This is a genomic window from Staphylococcus sp. HMSC36A10 (genome assembly GCF_001838845.1).
GTDB lineage: Bacteria > Bacillota > Bacilli > Staphylococcales > Staphylococcaceae > Staphylococcus > Staphylococcus aureus.
Genome location: NZ_KV839130.1, coordinates 67,726 through 93,407 on the forward strand (window position 1 = coordinate 67,726; position 25,682 = coordinate 93,407).

The window sequence follows — 25,682 nt, forward strand, 5'->3', positions numbered from 1 at the left end:
TCGCAAATGGAAAACTTTGATAAAACAATGAAATTCGACTATGAAGAACTTCCAACGCAAGATGTAAGAGATGTTTTAAATAATGTTTATCGAACATTAGATGAACGAGGATATAATGCCGTAAACCAAATTGTAGGTTATTTATTATCAGGTGACCCTGCGTATATTCCACGCCAAAATGAAGCAAGAAATCAAATTCGTCACATTGATAGAGATGTTATTATGGAAGAGCTTGTTTCTTACTATTTAAAAGAGCAAAATAAATAATTTATGTTACAACATAAAATTTTAGGACTCGATGTCGGTAGTAGAACGGTAGGAATTGCAATTAGTGATATAATGGGTTGGACGGCACAAGGATTAGACACACTCCGAATCAATGAAGAAAATAATGAATTAGGTATTGACCAATTAGTAGACATTATTAAAAAACATAATGTGGGTACAGTCGTAATAGGACTACCTAAAAACATGAATAATTCAATAGGATTTCGAGGCGAAGCTTCGTTAACATACAAAGAAAAATTATTAGAAGCTTATCCTTCTATTGAGATTGTGATGTGGGATGAAAGATTAAGCACAATGGCTGCTGAACGATCATTATTAGAAGCAGATGTTTCAAGACAAAAAAGAAAACAAGTGATTGATAAAATGGCAGCGGTATTTATTTTACAAGGCTATTTAGATTCACTACATTAAAAGGAGATTTTACTATGACTGAACATAATCATGATTCACAACTAGAAATTAATAACGAAGAAGAATTATTAACTTTATTCGATGAAGAGGGAAATGAAGTTTTATACCGAAAAGTTTTAGAATTTTATCATCCTGAATTCAAAAAAGAGTATGTTATCTTAGCTGAAGAAGGTGCTCAATCAGATGAAGACGATATGATTGAGCTTGTACCAATGATCAATGAACCAGATGAGTTAGGTGACGGTGGTAAGTTAGTACCAATCGAAACTGATGAAGAATGGGACATGATTGAAGAAGTTGTAAATACTGAAATGGAAGAATAATTAAAAAGATTTTACTCTTGCTAACCTTAAGATGGGGAGGCAAGAGTATTTTTTTAAGTCAAGCAATGTATAAATAATTAACGCTTATAATTTTATTGAAAATATGGTAAAATATCTAAAGTTAAATTTTATATGAATGATTCGCTTCTATAAATAAAATAGCTTTGCGTCTAACACGAAATCAGTCATTTAATTGGTTGGCAAAATTATAATCAATTGTGAAGGCTGATTTATTTTATTGTCATAATCATATTGACTTATTTTACATAAAGGAAGTTTAAAACATGGATGACCTAAATAAAAAATATTTAATAGATTTACATCAACATCAAAATAGTTCAATCGAAGTTTTGCGTGAATTTGCCGAGGTAAATGAAGTGCCAATCGTAGATCGTTTAACATTAGATTTAATTAAGCAATTAATTCGTATGAATAATGTTAAAAATATTTTAGAAATTGGTACAGCAATCGGCTATAGTTCTATGCAATTCGCTTCTATATCTGATGACATTCATGTCACAACGATAGAGCGTAATGAAACGATGATTCAATATGCTAAACAAAATTTAGCTACTTATCATTTTGAAAACCAGGTTCGAATTATTGAAGGTAATGCTTTAGAGCAATTTGAAAATGTAAATGACAAAGTTTATGATATGATATTTATTGATGCAGCAAAAGCGCAATCAAAGAAATTTTTTGAAATATATACACCACTTTTAAAGCACCAAGGTCTCGTAATTACAGATAATGTTTTATATCACGGTTTTGTATCGGATATTGGGATTGTTAGATCGAGAAATGTAAGACAAATGGTTAAAAAGGTTCAAGATTATAATGAGTGGTTAATAAAGCAACCAGGATATACAACGAATTTTTTAAATATAGACGATGGATTAGCGATTTCAATTAAAGGAGAATGACTATGACAGAATTACTTGTCACACCCAAGTCATTAAGCCATATGGAAACACTTATTGATTTAGGTGCAGATGCTTTTGTAATTGGCGAGCAAAAGTTTGGTTTAAGACTTCCAGGGGAATTCAATAGACAACAAATGACAGAGGCTGTCGCATTAGCTCACAAAAACGATAAAAAAGTATATGCGGCAGTGAATGGATTATTTCATAATTATCATTTAGATGCTGTAGAAGATTATATTAATTTTTTACATGAAATACGAGTTGACAGAATTATTTTCGGGGATCCAGCAGTAGTAATGTATGTGAAGGCGCAAGAAAATCCAATACCACTTCATTGGAATGCAGAGACGTTAGTAACTAATCATTTTCAATGTAATTACTGGGGTAAAAGAGGCGCATCAAGAGCTGTCTTAGCACGTGAGCTGAATTTGGATGAAATTATTAATATAAAAGAAAATTCAAATGTGGAAATTGAGGTGCAAGTTCAAGGAATGACTTGTATGTTCCAATCAAAGCGTATGCTACTAGGCAATTATTATACGTTCCAAGATCGCCAAATGAAAATTGAACGTCGCAATGATGAACAATCTTTATTACTTTATGATGAAGAAAGACAAAATAATTACCCAGTTTACGAAGATTACAATGGTACGCACATTATGTCACCAAACGACATTTGTTTAATTGAAGAATTAGCACCATTTTTTGAGGCGGGTATAGATTCATTTAAAATCGATGGTATTCTACAAACGGAAGAATATATTAATGTGGTAACGGAACAGTATCGTCAAGCGATAGATTTGTACAATGAAGATCCTGAAATCTATGAAGATGAGAAATTTATGTTGATGGATCCAATTGAAGAAATTCAACCTGATCATCGACCATTTGACGAAGGTTTCTTATATAAACAAACAGTATATTAAGGAGGTTAATCATGAAGACAATAGAAGAGATTAAATCAACTCCTAAAACAGTTATGAAGAAACCAGAATTATTAGCACCTGCTGGAAACTTAGAAAAGTTAAAAATAGCAGTACATTATGGCGCTGATGCCGTATTTTTAGGTGGTCAAGAATATGGATTACGTTCAAATGCTGATAATTTCACGATGGAAGAAATAGCTGAAGGTGTTGAATTTGCGAACCGTTACGGTGCCAAAATTTATGTTACGACAAATATTATTGCACATGATGAGAATATTGAAGGTCTAGAATCATATTTGCGTAATTTGGAAAAGACTGGTGCGACAGGTATCATTGTTGCAGATCCTTTAATTATCGAAACATGTAAAGAAGTTGCGCCAAAACTTGAAATTCATTTATCTACTCAACAATCACTTTCTAATTACAAAGCTGTAGAATATTGGAAAGAAGAAGGATTGGATCGTGTTGTATTAGCACGTGAGACCGGCGCGATGGAAATGCGTGAAATGAAGGAAAAAGTAGATATTGAAATCGAAGCATTTATTCATGGTGCTATGTGTATCGCCTATTCAGGTAGATGTACATTAAGTAATCATATGACTGCAAGGGATTCCAACAGAGGCGGTTGCTGTCAAAGTTGCCGTTGGGATTATGAATTATTAGAAGTTGATGATAATGGTGAACTTGATGTTTTTTATAATCAAGGTGAAGTTACACCGTTTGCGATGAGTCCTAAAGATTTAAAATTAATCGAATCAATTCCTCAAATGATGGATATTGGTGTGGACTCATTAAAAATTGAAGGACGTATGAAGTCAATTCATTATATTGCAACAGTTGTCTCAGTATATCGTAAAGTCATTGATGCGTATGCGGCAGATCCTGACAACTTTAAGATTAATCCGGAATGGTTAATAGAGTTAGATAAATGTGCAAATAGAGACACTGCACCAGCATTCTTTGAGGGAACACCTGGTTATGAAGAACAGATGTTTGGTCAACAACAATCTAAAAAATCACCATTTGATTTTTGTGGTTTGGTATTAGACTATAATGAAGATACAAAAATTGCGACTATTCAACAACGAAATAACTTTAAACCAGGTCAAGAAATAGAATTCTTTGGTCCAGAAATTGAAACATTTACACAAGTAGTAGAAGCAATTTATGATGAAGAAGGTAACAGCTTAGACGCGGCGCGCCATCCATTACAAATCGTTCAAATTAAAGTGGATCGCCCGATATATCCAAACAACATGATGAGAAAGGAAATTGGCTAATGAAAGCTACTACAATCATTGGCATAGCTGGTGGATCTGGCTCAGGAAAAACAACTGTAACTAACGAAATTATGAAAAACTTAGAAGGTCATAGTGTCGCTTTACTTGCTCAAGATTACTATTATAAAGATCAAAAGCACTTGACTTTCGACGAGCGCCTAGAAACCAATTATGACCATCCATTTGCATTCGATAATGATTTATTAATTGAAAATCTTAAAGACTTGAAAAATGGTAAAGCAGTAGAAGTACCGACATATGATTATGCTAGTCATACAAGAAGTGACATTACCATTGATTTTAAACCTAAAGATGTTATTATCGTAGAAGGTATTTTCGCTTTAGAAAATAAGGTATTACGTGATATGATGGATGTTAAAATATATGTTGATACAGATGCAGACTTGAGAATATTACGCCGTTTAACACGAGATACTAAAGAGCGTGGGCGTTCAATGGACTCTGTTATCAATCAATATTTAAGTGTTGTTAGACCTATGCATGACCAATTTATTGAACCGACTAAGAAATATGCTGATATAATTATTCCTGAAGGTGGGAGCAATAAAGTTGCAATAGATATTATGACAACAAAAATTCAGTCTTTAGTTAGCAAGCAATAGTATAATTCAGTAAAGGAAGATGACAATATGGAAAATCAAAAGCAATATCCAATGACTCAAGAAGGTTTTGAAAAATTAGAGCGTGAACTTGAAGAATTAAAAACAGTTAAGCGTCCTGAAGTTGTAGAGAAAATTAAAGTTGCACGTTCATTTGGTGACTTATCAGAGAACTCTGAGTATGATGCAGCAAAAGATGAACAAGGATTCATCGAACAAGATATTCAAAGAATTGAGCATATGTTAAGAAATGCATTAATCATTGAAGATACTGGAGATAACAACGTTGTTAAAATTGGTAAAACAGTAACGTTTGTAGAATTACCAGGTGATGAAGAGGAAAGTTATCAAATCGTTGGTTCAGCTGAATCAGATGCATTTAATGGTAAGATTTCAAATGAATCACCAATGGCTAAAGCGTTAATTGGTAAAGGTTTAGATGATGAAGTTCGTGTTCCACTACCTAATGGTGGCGAAATGAACGTAAAAATTGTTAATATCCAATAAATGATCAAATAGATTGTTTAATTGCGCGATTGAAGTGTGTTAATGATACTTCGGTCGTGCTTTTTTATATTCAAAATCAAAAAATCGGACAGATGAAAAGTAAAAATTTTCCATCAGACCGAATGATAGCAGAACCTAAATTAGTGTAAGAGTTACAATATTAACTACTCCATTTTAAAAAAGCAAAATATTTCCGAGAAAACAAATTGATTATCATTTGTTATTGTATGCGATTTGAATTACTTATTAAACAACTTGTGCTTCTCAATGATACAATGAAAAGGTATTCAATACTGGTTTATTGCAATACAAAGGGGGATTTAAAGTGGATGTAAGATTTATTAACGAGCAGACAATTATGATTTATTTTGAAAATAAAATATCCGAAGAGACATATCGTAATGTCACAGCAATGGTACGGTGGATACGAGAAAAAGAAATATTAGAAATTCAAGATATTGTCCCTTCGTATCGAGCAGTTCTAATATATTTTGATGAACAAGCTATAACATCTTCTAAATTAATTGAAAATTTAGAACTTAACAAATTTAATGAAAAAAATGTTCATGCTGTGAATCAAACCAATCGTATTATTAAAATACCTGTTCAATATGGTGGTACATATGGACCAGATATTGAAGAAGTAGCAAAGCATAATCGAATAACTGTTGAGCAAGTTATTGAAAAACATACAAGTAAACCTTATTTAATATATATGCTAGGATTTATGCCAGGATTTCCATACTTAGGCGGACTTGATGAACAACTACATACACCTAGACGTAATCAGCCAAGGTTAAAAATTCATGCAGGTTCTGTAGGTATTGCGAATAATCAAACAGGACTATATCCATCAGATTCTCCTGGCGGATGGCAAATTATTGGACGCACACCGTTAAAAGTATTTAGCAGCGAGCGTGAACCAATGTCAATGTACGAAGCAGGAGAATGGATACAATTTTATGCAATAGATGAACAAGAATTTATACAAATCGAAAGAGATATATCAGATGGCAACTTTAATGTTGATGACTGGGTGGTGATTGAAAATGTCAATTAAGATTTTACAACCAGGTCTCTTTTCAACGGTACAAGATCTAGGAAGAAAAGGTTATGAACATATTGGATTTTCAGGCGCAGGTGCCATGGATCAATTTAGTTTTAAGGTTGCGCAGTTATTAATTAACAATGATGGTCCAGCGATTGAATATACTTTGATTGGTCCTACCATTCAATTTAATACGCAAAATACATTTGTTATAACCGGTGGTAGTGTTAATGCCTCGCTAAATAATAAAACTATATCAATGAATTCTGTCATATTAGCTGAGAAAGGTGACATTTTAAAAATAGGTGCTATAACCAAAGGTGCACGCGGTTATCTTACTTTTGGTCATTCTATCAACGTACCTCCTATTGCTGAAAGTTATGCAACACATACCCGAAGCAGTATAGGAGGATTCAAAGGTAGAAAGTTATTAGCTAATGATGTAATAACAGTGAAAATAAATAATGACTTTAAAGAAAACATTGGAAAGACGATTCATTTACAGGACGATTTATTGCCAGAAAATAATATTATACACATTCTTCAAGGACCTCAATTCGAGGCATTTTCTGAAGAGGCTAGAGCGAAAATTGTAAATCATCCATATTTAATTACTGAACAATCAGACCGTATGGGCTATCGTTTGGAAGGTGACAGCGTTGCACCAATTAATCAAGCAGATATCATTTCTGAACCGGTTGCTCTTGGTAGTGTTCAAGTACCAAATGATGGTCAACCTATTATTCTGCTTAATGATAAACAAACGATAGGTGGTTATACCAAAATTGCAACTGTATGCAAATTTGATCTGCCAAAGTTAGCACAGATGAAACCACAAGATACAATTCAATTTAAATGGATATCATTCCAAGAAGCTGTAGATAAGAATCGGGAACAAATGTCTCTGTTTAATGAAATTCTTAAGAGTCATCAAAAGACTCCAATTTTTGATACATCTAGCTTGCGACATACTTCGAAAAAATTAGCAACAATTTTAAAAGGGGATTTGTAAAATGAATATTGAAAAAATCGAACAAATAATCAAATTAGTGAAGGAAAATGATGTTAAGAAATTTAAATATAAAAATTTTGAAGATGAAATAGAAATTGACTTCACTGACTCGAATCATTTGGCTGCACACAGTAATCAATCAAATCAAAGTATGAACAATAATGATTTGACAGCTTCAAAAGCGAATGATAACTCCGATGTTTCGACAAATGATTATCATGACATTAAATCACCAATGGTAGGTACATTCTTTTTACAAGATAGTAAAGAATTAACTGAACCAATTGTGAATGTCGGTGACAAAGTTAACAAGGGAGATATTATAGGATATGTTGAAGCGATGAAAGTATTAAACGAGGTAACAACAGATGTTGCTGGAGAAATTACTGAAATAGTAGCTGATCATGGAACAAATGTTGAATACGACCAAGTTTTGGTACGTATTAAGTAAAGGGGGTAAGTAAATGCTTCGTTGTTTAATTGCGAATAGAGGTGAAATTGCTGTAAGGATTATAAGAGCTTGCAGAGAATATGGGATTGAAACTGTAGCAGTTTATGCAAAAGGGGACGAGCAAAGCTTGCATGTACATTTAGCAGATCAAGCTATATGTATTGGGGAAGCTAATGCTTTAGGTAGTTATTTAAATATTGACCGCATCATATCTGCTGCACAAATCACTGGTGCTAATGCAATTCACCCAGGATATGGCTTTTTATCAGAATCAACAAAATTTGCTCAAACCGTTGAGGAACAAGGCATAGCGTTTATAGGGCCTACTAAAAAAACGATGGAAATGATGGGGGATAAAATAACAGCAAGACAAACAGTTCATCATGCAGGTGTTCCTGTGATTCCAGGATCAAATGGTGCTGTGAACCATGTGTCTGAAATTGAGAAGCTTGCCAAAGACATCGGTTATCCAGTTGTTATCAAAGCTGCCAGTGGCGGTGGTGGTAAAGGTATACGTATTGTAAAGAAAGCTGAAGATTTAGAAAAGGCATTTAAAGAAGCTAAAAGTGAAGGAAAAAAATACTTTGATGATGATCGTGTTTATGTTGAGGCTTTTATACCTGTTGCAAAACATGTTGAAGTTCAAGTTATGGGAGATGGGCAGGATAATTTTGTACATTTAGGGGAACGTGATTGTTCTGTACAACGTAAAAATCAAAAATTAATCGAAGAATCTCCTTGTGCAGCATTAACTGAAGAAAGACGACAACAAATATGTAACGATGCTGTTAAAGTTGCACGTGCAGCAAATTATAGAAGTGCAGGTACGATTGAATTTTTAGTAACTGATACCGCACATTACTTTATTGAAATGAATGCTCGAATACAAGTTGAACATACTGTTACAGAGATGCGAGCAGAACGTGATTTGGTTGCAGCACAATTGTATTTATTGGAACATAATCATTTACCTTTTTCACAAAGCGATATTCAATTTAATGGTCATGTGATAGAAGCGAGAATAAATGCCGAAAATCCTGAAAAGAAATTTCAACCAACACCAGGTAAAGTGACAGCGTTACATTTACCTCAAGGCTTTAATGTGCGAGTCGATTCTTTACTATATCACGGTTATCAAGTTTCACCATATTATGATTCTTTAGTAGCTAAAGTAATTGTAAAATCTCATGATAGAGCTTCAGCAATTGATAAGTTGAAAGCCACCTTAGATGAAATGGTGATAGATGGATTTTCTACAACTGCCGATTTTTTATATGCAGTTTTAAATTATCCACTATATCGTGATGGAGATGCAAAAGATGTTGATATTAAATTTTTAGAAAAACATCAAATTGTTAAAGGGGTGGAATTATAATGCGAGTTGATTTGAATTGTGATTTAGGCGAAGCATTTGGAAATTATTCCTTTGGTGGTGATCATCAAATTATTCCGTTAATTACAAGTGCGAATGTTGCTTGTGGTTTTCACGCTGGTGATGAAAATGTAATGAATGAAACGGTAAAACTTGCCAAAGCACATAATGTTGCAGTAGGTGCACATCCTGGTTTACCTGATTTGAAAGGCTTTGGCAGACGAAATATAGATATCTCTAACGACGAGATTTATAATTTGATGATTTATCAATTAGGTGCATTACAAGGGTTTTGTCGCATTCATCAAGTTAAAATTAATCATGTTAAACCGCATGGTGCGTTGTATCAGATGGGTGCAAAAGACAGAGAAATAGCAAGCGTTATAGCACAAGCTGTTTATGACTTTGATCCATCACTAGTGTTAGTAGGATTAGCAAATTCATATCTAATTTCAGAAGCAAAGAATGTCGGATTAATTACAGCTTCTGAAGTGTTTGCTGATAGACGATACGAAGATGATGGGCAGCTCGTTAGTAGAAAAGAAAGTGATGCTGTGATTACTGATACTGACGAAGCACTTAAGCAGGTTTTAAAGATGGTGAAGGAAAATAAAGTTATTTCAAAAAACAATAAGGAAGTAACGTTACAAGCAGATACAATTTGTGTGCATGGTGATGGAGAACATGCATTATTATTTGTTTCGAAAATTAGAGAAATTTTAATGAAAGAAGGCATTGATATTCAATCCTTATAGGGGGCTAAAAAATGGGAAGAAATTTAAAGCTTAAAAAAGAAAGTGACTTTGAATTCACAAAAAATCATAAAAGGTTATTATTAGGTTCTGTATTTTTGATGGCAACTTCTGCAATTGGGCCAGCATTTTTAACGCAAACAGCAGTATTTACATCACAATTTTTTGCAAGTTTCGCATTTGCCATATTACTGTCTATCATCATTGACATTGGTGCACAAATTAATATATGGCGCATATTAGTTGTAACTGGTTTAAGAGGTCAAGAAATATCAAATAAAGTTGTTCCTGGGCTTGGTACTGTTATCTCAATATTGATTGCATTTGGTGGTCTAGCTTTTAATATTGGTAATATTGCTGGTGCCGGTTTAGGTTTAAATGCAATTTTTGGATTAGATGTAAAATGGGGCGCAGCTATTACTGCAATCTTTGCAATATTAATCTTTGTAAGTAAAAGTGGCCAAAAAATTATGGACGTTGTTTCAATGATTCTTGGTATTGTGATGATTTTAGTTGTGGCATATGTGATGTTTGTTTCTAATCCACCTTATGGTGATGCTTTTGTGCATACATTTGCGCCAGAACATCCAATGAAATTAGTCTTGCCAATCATTACGTTAGTTGGTGGAACTGTAGGTGGTTATATTACCTTTGCAGGTGCACATCGTATATTAGACTCTGGCATTAAAGGTAAGCAATATTTACCATTTGTAAATCAATCAGCAATTGCTGGTATTTTAACTACAGGTATTATGAGAACGTTACTATTCCTAGCGGTATTAGGTGTTGTTGTAACAGGTGTGACACTAAGTTCTGAAAATCCACCAGCGTCAGTTTTTGAACACGCAATTGGACCAATTGGAAAGAATATTTTTGGTATTGTGTTATTTGCTGCAGCTATGTCATCAGTAATTGGCTCAGCATACACAAGCGCAACATTTTTAAAAACACTTCATAAATCACTTAACGAAAGAAGTAATTTAATTGTGATTGTGTTTATCGTTATTTCAACAATGATTTTCTTATTTATTGGAAAACCAATCAGCCTTTTAATTATAGCAGGCGCGATAAATGGATGGATTTTACCTATTACGTTAGGTGCAATTTTGATTGCAAGTAAAAAGAAATCAATTGTTGGTGATTATAAACACCCAAATTGGATGTTCATCTTTGGTATCGTTGCAGTACTTGTTACAATATTGACAGGTATATTCTCATTCAAAGAAGTACTTCAGTTATTTTAAAAGACATTTTGACTAATAGCATCACTGTAAATGTTGTTAGTATTAGGCAAGATGTATTTTGATTTCCGGTGATTCATTTATAAAGCATAATTAGATATATTTGTTGAGAGTGGTGCATGACAAATGTACTGCTCTTTTTGTTGTGATGAAACTTCTGTTTCAGTTGTTTGGATAAATAGATATTTATATAGTTTTTAAAGAAAAAAAGTGATAATATTTAGCTAATCTAATGAAAATGGATTTATTGGACAAAAAATACATTTTAAATGAGTAGAGGAGGCTGCAAATGGGTTACAGAACTTTAAAAAGTATTTTTCATGAACACAATGAAAGTAAAATGAAGGAAGAGTATACTAAAAGATTTAATTCTTTAGCTTCTTTCAATACTAATATTAATATCATACCTATGGAAATTGAAAAAAAGTTAATGATTTGGAATATCCTCTATTCTTTATGGTGACTAAAAATCTATCAAAAAAACAAGAATTAATATCAATTAATAGTAGAAAAATTGATAGAGCACTTAATTCTTTACCATATGCAGCTAGAGAACAATATTTTAATGATTTATTAATCGATGAATTACAAAGTACTAATGAAATTGAAAATGTATTTAGTACTAAACAAGAGATTGCACATGCGTTAAATAACCAAGCATCAGAATTTCTTAAGTTCAGAGGCCTCGTGGATCAATATAAAGAGATAGAACTTAATAAAAAAATTAAAGTTGATAATGTAAGAGACATTAGAGCGATTTATGATAAATTAGTTTCAAATGAAATTAACGAACAAGATAAGTTAGATGGAGAGCTATTTCGTAAAAATTTTGTCGGTGTGCATGATGGGTCAACGAATAAATATATACATGTTGGGTTACAACCTGAAACCAAAATTGTTGAATATATAGGTGAAATGCTAACATTTTTAAAATATTTTGATGCGCCTCAGCCGTTCAAAATCATGGCTAGTCATTATCTGTTTGAATATATACATCCTTTTTATGATGGCAATGGTAGAGTTGGAAGATTTATAATTGCCAAGCTCTTGAGTGATTATTATGATAATTATACTGCTTTGACATTTTCATATGTTATAAATAGAAATAAATCGAAATATTACAAGGCGTTTATGACTGCTTCAAATCATTTGAATTGTGGTGATTTGACGGAATTTATTGACACAATGCTTGAGCTATTGATAGCAGGACAAGAAAGAATACTTGATGAGTTAATACCAAAAATGGATGCGACTGAAAAATTAACGCTTTATTTAACCAGTCATTATAAACAGATAGATTATGAATTTTTGTATCTCCTTTCAATGGATAAATTGTTTGGAAATAAAAGAAATAGATTAACATTAATTGATTTAGAAAACATATTGGGAGTAGGAAGAGTAAAAATTAATAATACAATTAAAAAATATGATAACTACTTAGTTAAAATTAAAAGTAGACCAATAATTTATGAGATAAGTGATGAATTTCTAAATTCGATTATAAAATAAATATAATATGTGATTCAGCTATACTTATAGTATTTGTAAGATCGCGTAATTGCTTCATTGAAAAATATATTTGTTGAGAGTGGTGCATGACAAATGTACTGCTCTTTTTGTTGTGTATCAGTATTGTGATGTTTTAATGCGAATATTATATGAATCATTATGAAATTTAATAAAAATAAAAGAAATGATTATCATTTTTTCTGATATACTGTTAAACGGTTTGGAATTTTTATGTTTACACTGTATTGGTTGATATAACTCAACTAATAATTGCGAACAGGGTATTTCAAATTGGAAAGTATTATGAACGTGATACATAATCAAAATTGTAGGCTCAAGGGAGTGGGACAGAAATGATAAAGAGCCACTAATGATTTATTATGTAGTGGTTCTTACACATTAGCCACAGCTAATGTGTACTTAAAAATAGGAATACATGAGTAAAACTCATGCATAAGAAATACTAATTTCTATAGAAAAAGTATTTCTTTATCGTCGTCCCACCCCAACTTGCACATTATCGTAAGCTGACTTTCCGCCAGCTTCTATGTTGGGGCCCCTGACTTGAATTGAAAAAAACTTGTTACAAGCGCATTTTCGTTCAGTCAACTACTGCCAATATAACTTCGTAGAGCATAGAACATTGATTTATTTCCCAGCCTGTTTATCATTTATGTCTCGCTCTCAAATGTAAATTAATAATTGTTTTGGGGAGTTTGAAGTTAAATATTTAACAGGATTTATTTTAATATTATTGTTAGAAGAAATTTTGACAAATTCAGCAAGTGCAATCGAATATTCAGACTTACATCATAAAAGTAAGTTTGATTCAAAGCGTCTAAGTAATGCTAAGATGTCATTCATCAATCCAACTCAGCTTGAAAATAAAAACACAAACGATAGACTGTTGAAGCATGATTTGTTATTTCATGACATGTTCGTAAATGATGATTGGAAAAAAGATTTTAAAGTTGAATTCGAAAATGAGGCACTTTCAAAGAAATTTATAAATAAGGATATCGATATATTTGCTGGAAATTATGGATATGGATGTCATGGGGGAGCAACCAATAAAACGCAATGTAGTTATGGTGGTGTTACTTTAAGTGACAATAATAAGTACGATGATTATAAGAATATACCTTGTAATTTATGGATTGACGGACATCAAGCAGAAATAGAATTAACAGCAGTAAAAACGAAAAAGAAAATTGTTACCATTCAAGAATTAGATGTTCAATTAAGAAATTATTTGAATGAGAAGTATAAGTTGTACGAACAAGGTGGCGACATTGTTAAAGGGTATGTTAAATATCATAATGATGATGAACAAAATATAGAATATAATTTTTATAATTTAAATGGTGAGTATGGTTATGAGGTATTAAAAATGTATGCTGATAATAAAACTATCAATAGTGACAAATTGCATTTAGATATCTATTTATTCAAATCATAATTTAATTAAGTTAATCATTAATAATCTTTGACAGTGAAATATAAAGTACCTGTCATTATACTGTTACAAATAAAAACAGCAGTAAGGATGATAACACTTAGAAAAGTCTTACTGCTGTTTTCTATTAGAATTATCTTTAATACACACAGGAATTCGATACGAAACAAATATGATTAACTGTGTAATTACAAAATAAAACTACTATAGTAAAAAGAAGATAAAGACGATGATAATAAATGCATCGAATATAATTTTCTTGATGTTTTTATCAACAACATCAGGTAAGGACATAAGTATAAATCCTAGAATTAGAGTGTAGCGACATATGTTCATAATTGTTGCTGTAAACTCGATATTAAATGAAAACTTTAAAAATATACTTATAAATAAAATGACAAACGACGCAATTGCAATAAAACTGCCGTATGTAGCTATCTTTGTTACGAGACTATTTTGATTATTTTCAGCCATTGTAAAATCCTCTTATTTCATCATTATTATTTTAAACATATCATTTTCCTGTTATTTAATAAAGTTTCTTGACACGATTGGTTGATGTAATTGATATGATTAGTTTTTGAAAAATAGACAAATTAGAAGCATCGAATTCACTGTTATGAGTTCAAAAATAATTATTTATGATACCAAGTTATTGAAAGAGCTTTTTATAAAAATAAAGCAAAAGTTTTATACAGTAATGAAAATCATGATACTTGTCGTTGTAGTGATTAAAATGTGATAAAATAACAAATGCTAGGATTTTTTAAAAGAGGTGAATCAAAGGATGATTGGTATAATTGGTGCCATGGAAGAAGAAGTAACAATATTAAAAAATAAATTAACACAATTAAGCGAAATTTCAGTTGCACATGTTAAATTTTATACTGGCATTTTAAAAGATAGAGAAGTAGTGATTACCCAAAGCGGCATTGGAAAAGTTAATGCTGCAATTTCTACGACATTATTAATTAATAAGTTTAAACCGGACGTCATTATTAATACAGGTTCTGCTGGAGCTTTAGATGAAAGTTTAAATGTAGGTGACGTTCTTATAAGTGATGATGTAAAATATCATGATGCGGATGCAACAGCATTTGGTTATGAATATGGACAAATACCACAGATGCCGGTAGCATTTCAATCAAGTAAACCTTTAATAGAAAAAGTATCTCAAGTTGTACAACAACAACAATTAACAGCTAAAGTAGGCTTAATTGTAAGTGGTGATAGCTTTATCGGTAGTGTTGAACAACGTCAAAAAATTAAAAAAGCATTTCCAAATGCGATGGCGGTTGAAATGGAAGCAACTGCAATTGCACAAACATGTTATCAATTTAATGTACCATTTGTTGTAGTTCGTGCAGTTTCAGACTTAGCAAATGGAGAAGCGGAAATGAGCTTCGAAGCATTTTTAGAAAAAGCAGCTGTATCATCAAGTCAAACTGTTGAAGCATTAGTGTCTCAATTATAAAAAGGTAAAGGTGAGTTAAATGGGTTTAGTTCGCAAGTTTTTTATGCCGAATTCATATGTTCAATCAATATTTCAAATTGATTTAGACAAGTTAGTGGACAAAGGCGTTAAAGGTATTATTACAGATTTAGATAATACGCTAGTAGGTTGGGATGTTAAAGAACCTACAGAACGTGTTAAAGCATGGTTTAAGGAAGCTAATGAAAAAGGAATCACTATTACAATCGTGTCTAATAATAATGAGTCTCGTGTTGCTAGTTTTAGTCAGCATTTAGACATCGATTTTATTTTTAAAGCGAGAAAGCCAATGGGGAAAGCGTTTGATAAAGCAATAACTAAGATGAATATCAGACCAGATCAAACTGTTGTTATAGGTGACCAAATGCTTACTGATGTATTTGGTGGTAATCGTCGAGGTCTATATACAATTATGGTTGTTCCAGTTAAACGAACTGATGGCTTTATTACTAAGTTTAATAGATTAATTGAAAGACGATTATTACGTCATTTCAGTAAAAAAGGTTATATCACATGGGAGGAAAATTGATTGTCTGACATTTTAAAATGTATCGGTTGTGGTGCGCCACTTCAATCTGAAGATAAAAATAAACCTGGTTTTGTACCAGAGCATAATATGTTTCGTGATGACGTGATTTGCAGACGTTGTTTCCGCTTGAAAAATTATAACGAAGTTCAAGATGTAGGATTAGAAAGTGAAGACTTTTTAAAATTATTATCAGGACTTGCGGATAAAAAGGGTATTGTCGTCAATGTCGTGGATGTATTTGACTTTGAAGGATCATTTATTAATGCAGTTAAACGTATTGTCGGAAACAAAAAAATCATTTTAGCAGCAAATAAATTGGATTTATTGCCGAAACAAATTAATAAACGTCGAGTTAAAGAATGGTTAAAACGAACAGCAAGAAAATATGGTTTGGAAGCTGACGATGTCGTATTAATTTCAGCTGAAAAAGGCTGGGGCATAGACGACTTATTATCATCAATTGCGAATATTCGAGAAAATGAAGATGTGTATATTGTAGGGACAACGAATGTTGGGAAATCTACATTGATTAATAAACTGATTGAAGCTAGTGTTGGTGAAAAAGATGTAGTAACAACTTCAAGATTCCCTGGAACAACTTTAGATATGATAGATATTCCTTTAGATGAAACATCATTTATGTATGATACACCAGGTATTATTCAAGATCACCAAATGACGCATTTAGTTAGTGAAAAAGAATTGAAAATTATTATGCCTAAGAAAGAAATAAAACAACGCGTATATCAATTAAATGAGGCGCAAACATTATTCTTCGGCGGTCTAGCGCGCATAGATTATGTATCAGGTGGTAAACGTCCGTTAGTTTGTTTCTTTTCTAATGACTTGAATATACATCGTACTAAAACGGAGAAGGCCAATGATTTATGGCGTAATCAACTTGGCGATTTATTAACGCCACCTGGAAATCCACAAAATTTTGATCTTAATGAGGTAAAGGCTGTTAGACTTGAAACAGGCAAAGAGAAACGCGATGTTATGATCTCTGGTCTAGGCTTTATAACTATAGGACCAGGAGCTAAAGTAATCGTTCGTGTTCCTAAAAATGTTGATGTTGTATTAAGAAATTCTATTTTATAAGGTGATTTAAAAAATGAAATTTGCAGTTATCGGAAATCCTATTTCACATTCCTTGTCGCCCGTTATGCATAGAGCAAATTTTAATTCTTTAGGATTAGATGATACTTATGAAGCTTTAAATATTCCAATTGAAGATTTTCATTTAATTAAAGAAATTATTTCGAAAAAAGAATTAGATGGCTTTAATATCACAATTCCTCATAAAGAACGTATCATACCGTATTTAGATCATGTTGATGAACAAGCGATTAATGCAGGTGCAGTTAACACTGTTTTGATAAAAGATGACAAGTGGATAGGGTATAATACAGATGGTATTGGTTATGTTAAAGGATTGCACAGCGTTTATCCAGATTTAGAAAATGCATACATTTTAATTTTGGGCGCAGGTGGTGCAAGTAAAGGTATTGCTTATGAATTAGCAAAATTTGTAAAGCCCAAATTAACTGTTGCGAATAGAACGATGGCTCGTTTTGAATCTTGGAATTTAAATATAAACCAAATTTCATTAGCAGATGCTGAAAAGTATTTAGCTGAATTCGATATCGTTATTAATACAACACCAGCGGGTATGGCTGGAAATAACGAAAGTATTATTAATTTAAAGCATCTTTCTCCCAATACTTTAATGAGTGATATTGTTTATATACCGTATAAAACACCTATTTTAGAGGAAGCAGAGCGCAAGGGAAACCATATTTATAATGGCTTAGATATGTTTGTTTACCAAGGTGCGGAAAGCTTTAAAATTTGGACTAATAAAGATGCTGATATTAATTCTATGAAAACAGCAGTTTTACAACAATTAAAAGGAGAATAACATATGCTTACTGGCAAACAAAAAAGATACTTAAGAAGTTTAGCACACAATATTGATCCGATTTTTCAAATTGGAAAAGGCGGTATCAACGAAAATATGATTAAACAAATAGATGATACGTTAGAAAACAGAGAATTGATTAAAGTACATGTACTACAAAATAACTTTGATGATAAAAAAGAATTAGCTGAAACATTAAGCGAAGCTACGCGTAGTGAATTAGTGCAAGTGATTGGATCTATGATAGTGATTTATAGAGAATCTAAAGAAAATAAAGAAATTGAATTGCCATAATAATGAAAAAGATAGTACTTTACGGCGGTCAGTTTAACCCTATCCATACTGCACATATGATAGTAGCTAGCGAAGTATTTCATGAATTACAGCCAGATGAATTTTATTTTTTACCTAGTTTTATGTCTCCATTGAAAAAGCACAATAATTTTATAGATGTTCAGCACAGATTAACAATGATACAGATGATTATCGACGAGCTTGGTTTTGGAGATATTTGCGACGATGAAATTAAACGTGGTGGTCAGAGTTATACCTATGACACGATCAAGGCATTCAAGGAGCAACACAAAGACAGTGAGTTGTACTTTGTTATTGGGACGGATCAGTATAACCAACTAGAGAAATGGTATCAAATTGAATACTTAAAAGAAATGGTTACTTTTGTAGTTGTAAATCGAGACAAAAATAGTCAAAATGTTGAAAATGCTATGATTGCAATTCAGATACCTAGGGTAGATATAAGTTCGACAATGATTCGACAAAGAGTTAGTGAAGGGAAATCTATCCAAGTTCTTGTTCCTAAATCCGTTGAAAACTATATTAAGGGGGAAGGATTATATGAACATTGAAAAAGCAAAACGGCTTGCAAAAGAGAAACTGCCAGAGAAACGTTATAATCATTCTTTAAGAGTTGCAGAAACAGCTATTAAATTGGCAGAAATTTATGATGGAGACACTAGTAAAGTAGAATTAGCAGGTGTATTACATGATTTCTGTAAATATGATGATTTAGGTAAAATGTATCAAATTGTTCGACAATACGAATTAGGTAATGATCTACTGAGTTATGGTAGTGAAATATTGCATGGCCCTGTGTGTGCAGCAATCATGGAACATGAATATGGTATCAATGATGAGGAAGTATTAATGGCTATCAAATACCATACTACTGGACGTCAACAAATGACAAAAACTGAAAAACTGATTTTTATTGCAGATTACATCGAACCTGGAAGAACAATCCCAGGAGTTGATGATATTCGAGATATGGCATACAATCAAGGTAGTTTAGATAAGACAATTTATGAAATTTCTAAACGCACAGTACTATTTTTAATACAGAAAGATATTACGGTATATAATAAGACGATTGACTGTTTAAATTATTATAACTATAGTGACGAAAGAATAAAGGATGATTAAATGAATTCACAAGAATTATTAGCAATTGCTGTGGATGCAATTGACAATAAAAAAGGCGAAGATACGATTTCTTTAGAAATGAAAGGTATCAGCGATATGACAGATTATTTTGTTGTAACGCACGGAAATAATGAACGACAAGTTCAAGCGATTGCTAGAGCGGTGAAAGAAGTAGCCAATGAACAAAATATAGAAGTAAAACGTATGGAAGGATACAATGAAGCGCGTTGGATATTAATTGACTTAGCTGATGTTGTGGTACATGTTTTCCATAAAGACGAAAGAAATTATTATAATATTGAAAAGTTATATCAAGATGCACCATTAGAATCATATAGTCAGGTTGCGTATTAATTATGTCGCAATATGCAGAAATGAGCCTAGTGTACGATCAATTGACTCAAGATCAACCATATGAAAAATGGTTTGAAATTGTAAAAAATCACTGCAAAGATGAATCAAATATTTTAGATATTGGATGCGGTACTGGTAGTTTAACAGTTCAATTAGAAGCTTTAGGTAATGTTACTGGTATGGATTTAAGTGTTGATATGTTGACTGTTGCAGCTCAAAAATCAGCAAATGTAAATTGGCTTGAAGGAGATATGACATCTTTTGATTTGCAACAACAATTTGATATCATCACTATTTTTTGTGACTCTCTAAATTATTTGCAAGATGAAACTGCAGTGATTGAAACATTCATCAATGTTTATCATCATCTGACTGATTCAGGTGTATTTATTTTTGATGTACATACTGTTTATAAAATGATGACTTTGTTTAATAATCAAAGTTATATTGATGATAAAGGGGACATTTTTTTAGCATGGGATGCTGTGCAAGGAGATTTACCTTTAAGTGTTTATCATGATATGACATTTTTCATTCGACATGAAGATGAAACATATTCAAGATTTGATGAGTCTCATTTTCAGAGAACATTTGATGAAAAGACATATTTGTCTTGGTTAGCTCAAGTTGGTTTTAAACATGTTGAAACATTTACTGATTTTAATATAGATGAACATAATGAAGATGCAGAAAGATTGTTTTTCATTGCGAAAAAATAAAAGTAAAACCACTCGCTCAGACGTGTATAAAGTTGAGGAGTGGTTTTATTGTATCAATTTTTATTACGCTATAAAGATTTTTTAACTCAATGGAAGTTATATATTATAAGTGCTGTTGTTTTAATTATGGTATTAATTGGTTTTATATTCTGGAGACAAGATGATTATACTTCAAGAAATTTTGAAAATAAAGATAATGCTCTGAAACAAAGCACTAGTGAAAATAGTAGTTTGTCCAAAGTAGAAGATGTCCAGGTCAAAGATGGAGATAATTCCAAAAATAAGGGTCCTGTATATGTCGATGTAAAAGGTGCTGTTAAACATCCTAATGTTTATAAAATGACATCTAAGGATAGAGTAGTTGATTTACTTGATAAAGCACAATTATTGGAGGATGCAGATGTAAGTCAAATTAATTTGTCTGAAAAATTAACAGATCAAAAAATGATTTTCATACCTCATAAAGGACAAAAGAATGTTGAACCACAAATTGGAGTAAACAGTGTGCATGTAAAAAATGGGAACACAAATAATACTAAAGTAAATTTAAATACCGCATCTGTATCAGAATTGATGTCTGTTCCTGGAGTAGGGCAAGCTAAAGCTAATGCAATTGTTGAATATCGCAACCAACAAGGTGCATTTCAAGAAATTGACGATTTGAAAAAAGTAAAAGGTTTTGGAAGTAAAACTTTTGATAAACTGAAATCTTATTTCACGATATAATGGATTATTTTAATTGCAAATTTTATTTTTTGTGATTAATCTTATATTAATAGAAAATGTTACTAAATTTTAAGTATGGAAGGTGAACATCTTGGAAAGAATCAAATGGGAAGAATATTTTATGGCACAAAGTCATTTGCTAGCATTACGTTCAACTTGTCAAAGATTATCTGTAGGTGCAACGATTGTTAAGGATAATCGTATTATTGCTGGTGGTTATAATGGCTCTGTAGCTGGCGAGGTGCATTGTATAGATGAAGGATGTTTAATTGAAGATGGACATTGTATCAGAACGATACATGCAGAAATGAATGCTTTATTACAATGTGCAAAACAAGGTGTATCTACTGAAGGTGCAACAATCTATGTTACTCATTTTCCATGCCTAAATTGTACAAAGTCAATTATTCAAGCAGGTATAAAGCGTATCTACTATGCAGAAGATTATCATAACCATGAATATGCAACTAAATTACTCAAACAATCTGGTATTGAATTTAAAAAAATTCCATTTTCACCAGAATATGTTGCTAAATATCTGACTAAAGGTTAATGTTTTGCTGTATGTCGCGTTATCAATGATTGTAGGAGTGCTTTGGAATTCTAGCAAAGTGCTCTCTACATTTCTTTTCATTTTACTTTTGTATATTACTTATCGTAAAAATAAAATCGTTTATGCCCCTATTTCTCTCTTTTTAATCATTTTCTCCTCATGGTATTTACATTATTCACAACAAGCAATATTTAATTATATCAATTATATTGAACGTAATTCTCAGTTTAATGAGCGTGCTCAAGTAATCCAAATTCAACGTCAAGGTAGTGACACATATAAAGGTAGGTTGAGTTTAAAAAATGAAATATATCCTTTCTTTTTAACAAATAAAAAGAATTTTGATTTAAAGAAAATTGAAAGTCGTAATTGTATTGTTAAAGGACAATTCAAAGTTAATGACAATAAGTTTGTAACTCTTAAATTACAAAGTATAGTTGTACAAAGCTGCCTAGAATCGAACCGGTCTAATTTAATTGAGAAACATAAACAGTTTATAATGAATCGAATTTATGATTCGGGTATTAAGTTTCCGGATCGTATTATGGCATTGATTACTGGTGACGTAAAAGAAATTAATGAGCAATTTAAGGAACGTGTTAAAGAGATAGGTATATATCATTTGCTGGCAGTTAGTGGCTCGCATATAGCTGCAATTGTATTCTTAATTTACAAACCTTTAAAACGATTAAATTTACCTTTATTTGTCATTAAAAGAATTACAATCATTGTATTAGCTTTATTTGCTCAATACACAAATTATGCACCTAGTGCTGTAAGAGCTATAATAATGACAACTCTTGTACTGCTTATTACTAAGCAAATTAAAATAAAGGGTATTCAGCTATTAGCATTTGCATTTATAATTATGTTTATTTTAAATCCACTAGTTGTTTATGATATTGGATTTCAATTTTCATTCATCATTTCATTTTTTATTATGCTACTTTTTCCTTTTTTACAGCAATTGTCAAAGTTACAATCATTATTCATAATTACGTTTATTGCACAATTAGCTTCATTTATCGTTGCCATTCCAAACTTTCATCAACTTCAATGGGTGGGATTTTTATCTAATTTGATTTTTGTACCGTACTATTCGATTATATTGTTTCCGCTATCTATTTTATTCTTTATTACAAGTCATTTTATTGTGGGATTAACGCCGCTAAATTACTTGGTTGACCTAAGTTTTAATTTTCATGACTGGTTACTAGACCTATTCACAAGAATCAAGCAATCACATTTTTCTGTTACCAAGTTTAATGATTGGATATTTATAATATTTATAATTTCTGTTTATTACATATTTTGGTTATTGGCTAAACGTAAATATATATTGGTTACGGTTTGGACTATAATTATTCTGACATTATTAATAACGTTTCCAACAAATTCACATCACAAAATTACAATGTTAAATGTGGGGCAGGGAGACAGTATTTTATATGAAGGTGGTAAGAACCAAAATGTCTTGATTGATACAGGTGGGAAAGTGATTGATGATACTAAACAACCTAGTTATTCAATTTCTAAATATCATATTTTACCAACGCTAAATGAAAGAGGGATAAATGAATTAGAGTATCTAATTTTAACACATCCACACAATGACCATATTGGTGAAGTGGAATATATTATTAGTCATATTAAAATTAAACATATAGAGATATACAATAAGGGATATAGTAGTAATACATTGATGTTATTATCGAAATTAAGCCATAAGTACAACATTAAACTTATAGATGTAAGACAAGTTAGTAGTTTTAAACTTGGAGATAGTAGTTTTCTATTTTTTGATAGTTTTATTCCAAATAGCCGAGATAAAAATGAGTATTCGATTATTACTATGATTACATATCAAAATAAAAAAGTTTTATTAATGGGCGATGCTAGTAAAAATAATGAATCTTTACTACTAAAAAAATATAACTTGCCGGAGATTGATATTTTAAAAGTAGGTCATCATGGGAGCAAGACAAGTAGTTCTAAAGAATTTATAGAGATGATTAAGCCTAAAATAAGTTTGATTTCTTCTGGGAAGAACAATATGTATCATCTTCCTAATATAGAAGTTGTTAAACGATTGCAAAGGATTCGCAGTCGCATTTACAATAGTCAACAAAACGGTCAAGTTACAATTGACTTAGATGATAATTTAAAAGTTGATTCAAACTCTTATGGAAATGCAAGTGGTTTATAGATACAGAAACATGATATAATCTATTGATGTGTCAAACGAATGAAAGGGTGTAATGAATGAGCGACAATATTGTAGCTATTTATGGAGATGTGCCTGAATTGGTTGAAAAACAAAGTGCAGAAATTATATCACAATTTTTGAAAAGTGATAGAGATGACTTTAACTTTGTGAAATATAATTTATACGAAACAGAGATTGCACCAATTGTTGAAGAAACATTAACATTGCCTTTCTTTTCAGATAAAAAAGCAATTTTGGTTAAAAATGCATATATATTTACAGGTGAAAAAGCGCCAAAAGATATGGCTCATAATGTAAATCAATTAATAGAATTTATTGAAAAATATGATGGCGAAAATTTGATTGTCTTTGAGATATATCAAAATAAACTTGATGAAAGAAAAAAGTTAACTAAAACTCTAAAAAAGCATGCAAGGCTTAAAAAAATAGAGCAAATGTCTGAAGAAGAAATAAAAAAATGGATTCAAAGTAAATTAAATGAGAATTTCAAAGATATCAAAAGAGATGCATTAGATTTATTTATTGAGTTGACAGGTATTAACTTTAATATTGTCTCACAAGAGATAGAAAAGTTGATTTTATTTTTAGGCGATAGACCAACAATTAATAAGCAGGATGTTAACCAAATTATTAATAGAAGTTTAGAGCAAAATGTATTTTTACTGACTGAATACATTCAGAAAAGAAAGAAAGAACAAGCAATTCATTTAGTAAAAGATTTAATAACTATGAAAGAAGAACCTATTAAATTACTTGCACTAATCACAAGTAATTACCGATTATTTTATCAATGTAAGATTTTGAGTCAAAAAGGATATAGTGGACAGCAAATTGCTAAAACAATAGGCGTACATCCATACAGAGTAAAATTAGCGTTAGGACAAGTAAGACATTATCAACTTGATGAATTATTGAATATTATAGATGCTTGTGCGGAAACTGATTATAAACTTAAATCATCATATATGGATAAACAGTTAATACTGGAATTATTCATTCTATCTTTATAAAAAATAAAAGTTCAAGCATGCGCTTGAACTTTTATTTAAAAAGATTATTTATTTGCAGTCATTAATTGTGATTTAATACGGTCAGCTTTGTTTGAATGTATTAAATTACTTTGAGCAGCTTTGTCTACTAACTTAACTGCTAAGCTTACTAATTCATTTTTATTATCAGCGTTATTTGAAACAGCTGTTTTAGCGTTTTTAACTGCTGTACGCATTGCACTCTTTTGTGAAATGTTGCGTGCTTCAGCTTTTTCAGTTGTTTTTACACGTTTAATTGCAGATTTGATATTTGCCATTTCTGTCACCTCCTAAAAGTGAGTTCATCTTATCAAAATTTTATTTGATTACAACAAGAAATATTTTAACAAAAGTCTAACCGTTGTGCAATCATTTATTTGATGGGGTTAGCTTAAAATTTTGCAGATTTAATAAATTGTGTTGGAAACACAATCAATACGTTTTATAATTATAAGTACGTAATTAACATATTAACATATCGCAAGTATGTATTTAAATAAAGATTGTTATAATTTCAAAGTTCATCCAAGATTATGGCGTTTGCATTTACCTATTAAAAACGTTATTATATCAA

At 31.3% G+C, this 25,682-nt stretch carries 30 protein-coding genes and 1 pseudogene; 29 read left to right on the forward strand and 2 right to left on the reverse strand.

The features are described 5' to 3' along the window. Positions 1-6: 6 nt before the first annotated feature. The 16 genes and pseudogenes from HMPREF3247_RS12340 (at position 7) to HMPREF3247_RS12415 (ending at position 14,122) form a co-directional block, all read left to right on the forward strand. A complete protein-coding gene (locus HMPREF3247_RS12340; protein WP_000426912.1) occupies positions 7-267 on the forward strand; it encodes an IreB family regulatory phosphoprotein in 261 nt (86 codons plus the stop codon). A 3-nt stretch (positions 268-270) separates the two neighbouring features. Further along, the gene (gene ruvX, locus HMPREF3247_RS12345) at positions 271-699 is read left to right on the forward strand and encodes a Holliday junction resolvase RuvX (protein ID WP_000939059.1); all 429 of its coding nucleotides are present in this window, start codon (positions 271-273) and stop codon (positions 697-699) included. A gap of 14 nt (positions 700-713) precedes the next feature. Then, entirely contained in the window at positions 714-1,022 is a 309-nt protein-coding gene (locus HMPREF3247_RS12350) for a DUF1292 domain-containing protein (protein ID WP_000134776.1), read from the forward strand. Between the two features lie 284 nt (positions 1,023-1,306). Beyond that, positions 1,307-1,945 (forward strand): O-methyltransferase, encoded by a 639-nt coding sequence (locus HMPREF3247_RS12355; protein ID WP_000342266.1) that lies wholly within the window; start codon positions 1,307-1,309, stop codon positions 1,943-1,945. A 2-nt stretch (positions 1,946-1,947) separates the two neighbouring features. Further along, complete coding sequence (locus HMPREF3247_RS12360; RefSeq protein ID WP_000137775.1) at positions 1,948-2,871, forward strand: peptidase U32 family protein; 924 nt, start codon at positions 1,948-1,950, stop codon at positions 2,869-2,871. Between the two features lie 11 nt (positions 2,872-2,882). After that, positions 2,883-4,151: a peptidase U32 family protein gene (locus HMPREF3247_RS12365; RefSeq protein WP_000848304.1), complete on the forward strand. Its 1,269-nt coding sequence runs from the start codon at positions 2,883-2,885 to the stop codon at positions 4,149-4,151. Beyond that, entirely contained in the window at positions 4,151-4,774 is a 624-nt protein-coding gene (gene udk, locus HMPREF3247_RS12370) for a uridine kinase (protein ID WP_000648617.1), read from the forward strand. Before HMPREF3247_RS12365 ends, udk begins: the two co-directional genes overlap by 1 nt. Before the next feature lie 27 nt (positions 4,775-4,801). Continuing rightward, positions 4,802-5,278, forward strand: a complete 477-nt coding sequence (gene greA / locus HMPREF3247_RS12375) for a transcription elongation factor GreA (RefSeq protein WP_000431312.1) — start codon at positions 4,802-4,804, stop codon at positions 5,276-5,278. A 325-nt stretch (positions 5,279-5,603) separates the two neighbouring features. After that, positions 5,604-6,338 (forward strand): 5-oxoprolinase subunit PxpB, encoded by a 735-nt coding sequence (gene pxpB, locus HMPREF3247_RS12380; protein WP_000383179.1) that lies wholly within the window; start codon positions 5,604-5,606, stop codon positions 6,336-6,338. Continuing rightward, positions 6,328-7,338, forward strand: a complete 1,011-nt coding sequence (locus HMPREF3247_RS12385; protein ID WP_000023324.1) for a 5-oxoprolinase subunit C family protein — start codon at positions 6,328-6,330, stop codon at positions 7,336-7,338. Before pxpB ends, HMPREF3247_RS12385 begins: the two co-directional genes overlap by 11 nt. 1 nt (position 7,339) lies before the next feature. After that, complete coding sequence (locus HMPREF3247_RS12390; RefSeq protein WP_001019340.1) at positions 7,340-7,789, forward strand: acetyl-CoA carboxylase biotin carboxyl carrier protein; 450 nt, start codon at positions 7,340-7,342, stop codon at positions 7,787-7,789. Positions 7,790-7,802: 13 nt separating this feature from the next. Then, positions 7,803-9,164, forward strand: coding sequence for an acetyl-CoA carboxylase biotin carboxylase subunit (locus tag HMPREF3247_RS12395; RefSeq protein WP_000942750.1), 1,362 nt, complete (start codon positions 7,803-7,805; stop codon positions 9,162-9,164). After that, positions 9,164-9,916 (forward strand): 5-oxoprolinase subunit PxpA, encoded by a 753-nt coding sequence (gene pxpA, locus HMPREF3247_RS12400; protein WP_001261797.1) that lies wholly within the window; start codon positions 9,164-9,166, stop codon positions 9,914-9,916. The genes HMPREF3247_RS12395 and pxpA overlap by 1 nt, the downstream gene beginning before the upstream one ends. 11 nt (positions 9,917-9,927) lie before the next feature. Further along, positions 9,928-11,157, forward strand: coding sequence for an NRAMP family divalent metal transporter (locus tag HMPREF3247_RS12405; RefSeq protein ID WP_000533238.1), 1,230 nt, complete (start codon positions 9,928-9,930; stop codon positions 11,155-11,157). 286 nt (positions 11,158-11,443) lie between these two features. Continuing rightward, positions 11,444-12,663: pseudogene (locus HMPREF3247_RS12410) on the forward strand (Fic family protein). Positions 12,664-13,357: 694 nt separating this feature from the next. Next, a complete protein-coding gene (locus HMPREF3247_RS12415) occupies positions 13,358-14,122 on the forward strand; it encodes an exotoxin (RefSeq protein ID WP_029644402.1) in 765 nt (254 codons plus the stop codon). Between the two features lie 201 nt (positions 14,123-14,323). On the opposite strand, the gene HMPREF3247_RS12420 is transcribed toward HMPREF3247_RS12415, so the two are convergent. Continuing rightward, positions 14,324-14,593: a hypothetical protein gene (locus HMPREF3247_RS12420; protein ID WP_000829750.1), complete on the reverse strand. Its 270-nt coding sequence runs from the start codon at positions 14,591-14,593 to the stop codon at positions 14,324-14,326. Between the two features lie 313 nt (positions 14,594-14,906). Between HMPREF3247_RS12420 and mtnN the strand changes: the two genes are divergently transcribed. The 13 genes from mtnN (at position 14,907) to holA (ending at position 25,090) form a co-directional block, all read left to right on the forward strand. Further along, positions 14,907-15,593 (forward strand): 5'-methylthioadenosine/S-adenosylhomocysteine nucleosidase, encoded by a 687-nt coding sequence (gene mtnN / locus HMPREF3247_RS12430; protein WP_000579275.1) that lies wholly within the window; start codon positions 14,907-14,909, stop codon positions 15,591-15,593. A gap of 19 nt (positions 15,594-15,612) precedes the next feature. Further along, on the forward strand, positions 15,613-16,140 hold the full coding sequence (locus tag HMPREF3247_RS12435; RefSeq protein ID WP_000524902.1) for a YqeG family HAD IIIA-type phosphatase: 528 nt from the start codon (positions 15,613-15,615) through the stop codon (positions 16,138-16,140). Further along, positions 16,141-17,241, forward strand: a complete 1,101-nt coding sequence (yqeH, locus tag HMPREF3247_RS12440) for a ribosome biogenesis GTPase YqeH (protein WP_001280141.1) — start codon at positions 16,141-16,143, stop codon at positions 17,239-17,241. A gap of 13 nt (positions 17,242-17,254) precedes the next feature. Beyond that, on the forward strand, positions 17,255-18,061 hold the full coding sequence (gene aroE / locus HMPREF3247_RS12445) for a shikimate dehydrogenase (RefSeq protein ID WP_000666748.1): 807 nt from the start codon (positions 17,255-17,257) through the stop codon (positions 18,059-18,061). A gap of 3 nt (positions 18,062-18,064) precedes the next feature. After that, positions 18,065-18,355 carry a ribosome assembly RNA-binding protein YhbY gene (gene yhbY, locus HMPREF3247_RS12450; RefSeq protein ID WP_000955235.1) on the forward strand — a complete coding sequence of 97 codons (291 nt, stop codon included), beginning with the start codon at positions 18,065-18,067 and terminating at the stop codon, positions 18,353-18,355. 2 nt (positions 18,356-18,357) lie between these two features. Beyond that, complete coding sequence (gene nadD, locus HMPREF3247_RS12455) at positions 18,358-18,927, forward strand: nicotinate (nicotinamide) nucleotide adenylyltransferase (protein ID WP_000725167.1); 570 nt, start codon at positions 18,358-18,360, stop codon at positions 18,925-18,927. Then, positions 18,917-19,501 carry a bis(5'-nucleosyl)-tetraphosphatase (symmetrical) YqeK gene (yqeK, locus tag HMPREF3247_RS12460; RefSeq protein ID WP_001019324.1) on the forward strand — a complete coding sequence of 195 codons (585 nt, stop codon included), beginning with the start codon at positions 18,917-18,919 and terminating at the stop codon, positions 19,499-19,501. Before nadD ends, yqeK begins: the two co-directional genes overlap by 11 nt. Further along, positions 19,502-19,855, forward strand: coding sequence for a ribosome silencing factor (gene rsfS, locus HMPREF3247_RS12465; RefSeq protein WP_001088022.1), 354 nt, complete (start codon positions 19,502-19,504; stop codon positions 19,853-19,855). A 2-nt stretch (positions 19,856-19,857) separates the two neighbouring features. Then, entirely contained in the window at positions 19,858-20,574 is a 717-nt protein-coding gene (locus HMPREF3247_RS12470) for a class I SAM-dependent DNA methyltransferase (protein ID WP_000084829.1), read from the forward strand. A 39-nt stretch (positions 20,575-20,613) separates the two neighbouring features. Further along, positions 20,614-21,300 carry a ComEA family DNA-binding protein gene (locus HMPREF3247_RS12475; protein ID WP_001793467.1) on the forward strand — a complete coding sequence of 229 codons (687 nt, stop codon included), beginning with the start codon at positions 20,614-20,616 and terminating at the stop codon, positions 21,298-21,300. A 91-nt stretch (positions 21,301-21,391) separates the two neighbouring features. Beyond that, positions 21,392-21,853, forward strand: a complete 462-nt coding sequence (locus HMPREF3247_RS12480) for a ComE operon protein 2 (protein WP_000439693.1) — start codon at positions 21,392-21,394, stop codon at positions 21,851-21,853. 4 nt (positions 21,854-21,857) lie between these two features. Then, complete coding sequence (locus tag HMPREF3247_RS12485) at positions 21,858-24,059, forward strand: DNA internalization-related competence protein ComEC/Rec2 (protein WP_064130030.1); 2,202 nt, start codon at positions 21,858-21,860, stop codon at positions 24,057-24,059. Positions 24,060-24,115: 56 nt separating this feature from the next. Then, the gene (gene holA, locus HMPREF3247_RS12490; protein WP_001282568.1) at positions 24,116-25,090 is read left to right on the forward strand and encodes a DNA polymerase III subunit delta; all 975 of its coding nucleotides are present in this window, start codon (positions 24,116-24,118) and stop codon (positions 25,088-25,090) included. A 44-nt stretch (positions 25,091-25,134) separates the two neighbouring features. Here holA and rpsT read toward each other — a convergent pair whose 3' ends face one another. Further along, positions 25,135-25,386, reverse strand: a complete 252-nt coding sequence (rpsT, locus tag HMPREF3247_RS12495; protein WP_001274017.1) for a 30S ribosomal protein S20 — start codon at positions 25,384-25,386, stop codon at positions 25,135-25,137. Positions 25,387-25,682: the final 296 nt, after the last annotated feature.

Bases quoted from the DNA above. Each gene is read 5' to 3' on its own strand.
- yhbY (WP_000955235.1), top strand. From the start codon at position 18,065: ATGCTTACTGGCAAACAAAAAAGATACTTAAGAAGTTTAGCACACAAT.
- greA (WP_000431312.1), top strand. From the start codon at position 4,802: ATGGAAAATCAAAAGCAATATCCAATGACTCAAGAAGGTTTTGAAAAA.
- HMPREF3247_RS12405 (WP_000533238.1), top strand. From the start codon at position 9,928: ATGGGAAGAAATTTAAAGCTTAAAAAAGAAAGTGACTTTGAATTCACA.
- HMPREF3247_RS12350 (WP_000134776.1), top strand. From the start codon at position 714: ATGACTGAACATAATCATGATTCACAACTAGAAATTAATAACGAAGAA.
- HMPREF3247_RS12420 (WP_000829750.1), bottom strand. From the start codon at position 14,593: ATGGCTGAAAATAATCAAAATAGTCTCGTAACAAAGATAGCTACATAC.
- udk (WP_000648617.1), top strand. From the start codon at position 4,151: ATGAAAGCTACTACAATCATTGGCATAGCTGGTGGATCTGGCTCAGGA.
- rsfS (WP_001088022.1), top strand. From the start codon at position 19,502: ATGAATTCACAAGAATTATTAGCAATTGCTGTGGATGCAATTGACAAT.
- HMPREF3247_RS12385 (WP_000023324.1), top strand. From the start codon at position 6,328: ATGTCAATTAAGATTTTACAACCAGGTCTCTTTTCAACGGTACAAGAT.
- ruvX (WP_000939059.1), top strand. From the start codon at position 271: ATGTTACAACATAAAATTTTAGGACTCGATGTCGGTAGTAGAACGGTA.
- aroE (WP_000666748.1), top strand. From the start codon at position 17,255: ATGAAATTTGCAGTTATCGGAAATCCTATTTCACATTCCTTGTCGCCC.
- HMPREF3247_RS12365 (WP_000848304.1), top strand. From the start codon at position 2,883: ATGAAGACAATAGAAGAGATTAAATCAACTCCTAAAACAGTTATGAAG.
- HMPREF3247_RS12435 (WP_000524902.1), top strand. From the start codon at position 15,613: ATGGGTTTAGTTCGCAAGTTTTTTATGCCGAATTCATATGTTCAATCA.
- mtnN (WP_000579275.1), top strand. From the start codon at position 14,907: ATGATTGGTATAATTGGTGCCATGGAAGAAGAAGTAACAATATTAAAA.
- HMPREF3247_RS12390 (WP_001019340.1), top strand. From the start codon at position 7,340: ATGAATATTGAAAAAATCGAACAAATAATCAAATTAGTGAAGGAAAAT.
- HMPREF3247_RS12340 (WP_000426912.1), top strand. From the start codon at position 7: ATGGAAAACTTTGATAAAACAATGAAATTCGACTATGAAGAACTTCCA.
- rpsT (WP_001274017.1), bottom strand. From the start codon at position 25,386: ATGGCAAATATCAAATCTGCAATTAAACGTGTAAAAACAACTGAAAAA.
- HMPREF3247_RS12470 (WP_000084829.1), top strand. From the start codon at position 19,858: ATGTCGCAATATGCAGAAATGAGCCTAGTGTACGATCAATTGACTCAA.
- pxpA (WP_001261797.1), top strand. From the start codon at position 9,164: ATGCGAGTTGATTTGAATTGTGATTTAGGCGAAGCATTTGGAAATTAT.
- HMPREF3247_RS12360 (WP_000137775.1), top strand. From the start codon at position 1,948: ATGACAGAATTACTTGTCACACCCAAGTCATTAAGCCATATGGAAACA.
- HMPREF3247_RS12355 (WP_000342266.1), top strand. From the start codon at position 1,307: ATGGATGACCTAAATAAAAAATATTTAATAGATTTACATCAACATCAA.
- yqeK (WP_001019324.1), top strand. From the start codon at position 18,917: ATGAACATTGAAAAAGCAAAACGGCTTGCAAAAGAGAAACTGCCAGAG.
- holA (WP_001282568.1), top strand. From the start codon at position 24,116: ATGAGCGACAATATTGTAGCTATTTATGGAGATGTGCCTGAATTGGTT.
- nadD (WP_000725167.1), top strand. From the start codon at position 18,358: ATGAAAAAGATAGTACTTTACGGCGGTCAGTTTAACCCTATCCATACT.
- HMPREF3247_RS12395 (WP_000942750.1), top strand. From the start codon at position 7,803: ATGCTTCGTTGTTTAATTGCGAATAGAGGTGAAATTGCTGTAAGGATT.